This window comes from Bacillota bacterium (assembly GCA_040754675.1).
In the GTDB taxonomy this organism is placed as follows: domain Bacteria; phylum Bacillota; class Limnochordia; order Limnochordales; family Geochordaceae; genus Geochorda.
Window position 1 is genome coordinate 1 of sequence record JBFMCJ010000728.1, and the last position, 1744, is coordinate 1744.

The 1744-nt window shown below is 63.4% G+C and carries 1 protein-coding gene; it reads left to right on the forward strand.

Going from position 1 to position 1744, the window contains the following annotated elements; translation table 11 throughout:
- Positions 1-289: 289 nt before the first annotated feature.
- The gene (locus AB1609_23000; GenBank protein MEW6049303.1) at positions 290-1504 is read left to right on the forward strand and encodes an IS110 family transposase; all 1215 of its coding nucleotides are present in this window, start codon (positions 290-292) and stop codon (positions 1502-1504) included.
- Positions 1505-1744: the final 240 nt, after the last annotated feature.

Here is a 1744-nt window from a genome sequence, read left to right on the forward strand (position 1 = left end):
TGGCGGTCCTAGCGACGAAGCCGCAGCCGCCTATCGCCTACCGGGGGGCCGTCCCGGTCCTTAAGTAACCAAACATGCCGATTTGCAGCCGGCACCACCGAGCATGAAAACGGGGAAGCGGCTGGCGATAGAGTTCGGAGCAGTTTGGTGCCGCGAGCCCGACAAGTAACCTGACACCGGCGACCTGGGGGCACCACAGAATGTCGTCCCGAGCTTCGGGAACACGCAGGACAACTTCCACTCGCATCAGGTCGCTTGCCAGCCGACAGTCTTCATGGAGGTGGCTGTCGTGCAAGTCGTCTACGAGCGGTGTTGCGGCCTGGACGTTCACAGGGACACGGCGGTGGCCTGCGTGCTGACGCCCGAGGGGAAGAGCCTGCGGACCTTCGGCACCATGACCAGGGACTTGATGCAACTGGCCGACTGGTTGGCGGACAAGAGTGTCACGCACGTGGCCATGGAGAGCACGGGGGTGTATTGGAAAGCGCCGTACAACCTGCTGGAGAGCTTCGAGTTCACTCTGCTGGTGGTAAACGCCCGGGACATGAAGGCCGTGCCCGGTCGGAAGACTGACATGAAGGACGCGGAGTGGATCGCCGACTTGCTGCGCCATGGCCTGCTGAAGGCGAGCTACATCCCGAGCAAGGAGCAAAGGGAGCTTCGGGAACTGGTGCGCTACCGGCGCACCCTGATTCGGGAACGGGCCACTGTGGTGAACCGCATCCAGAAGGTGCTGGAGGGGGCGAACATCAAGCTGTCCAGCGTGGCTTCTGACGTGATGGGCATGTCGGGAAGAGCGATGATCGAAGCGATGGTGGCGGGAGAAGAGAACCCGGAGACCCTGGCGGGGCTGTCCCGGGGACGGCTTCGAGCCAAGCAGGCGACGCTGGAAGAAGCCCTGCGGGGCCAGGTGGGGCAACATCACCGTCTGGTGCTGGACAGCCTGCTTCGCCATGCCGACTTCCTGGATAAGGAGATCGCCAGGATGGACGAGGATGTCTCTAACCGGCTGGGGTCCTCCGATGACGTGATCAGGAGGCTAGATGAGATCCCCGGTATCGGTCGGCGCACTGCGGAAGACATCATCGCCGAGATTGGCTTGGACATGAGCCGCTTCCCGACCTCGGCCCACCTGGCATCTTGGGCACGCCTGTGCCCCGGCAACAACGAGAGTGCTGGCAAGCGCAGAGACAGCTCCACCGGCAGCGGTAATCCCTGGCTGCAACAGGCGTTGGTGGAGGCAGCGTGGGCAGCCTCTCGGACGAAGAGGAGCTACTTTTCCGCCCTGTTCCACCGGCTGGCTGGGCGCAGGGGTGCCAAGCGTGCCATCGTGGCCGTAGCCCATGCTATCCTCGTCGTCATATACCATATGATCCTCAAGGGCACCGACTACTCGGATCTGGGCGCCAACTACTTCGACGAGCGCAACCGCCAATCGGTGGTCAACCGTGCCGTGCGGCGCATCGAGACCCTGGGCTACAAGGTGACCCTGGAGGTCGCATAGCACATATTTTCAGGACAACTGGCAGAAGGAAAGCGGGTCCAGGGCAGGCGACGCGAGCGAGCGCAGCGTCACGGGGCATCTCCAGGCACCCTCAGACCCCCCGTGGAAATCCGAAGGACTCGCCGGATGGGCCACTCAGGCCACGACGACGCTAAGGGAGTAACAGCATGCCCTTCTCCTGGGACCTGCTGGGGAACGGGTTCGCCACGGCCCTGACCCCGGGGAATCTGCTCTTCGCAC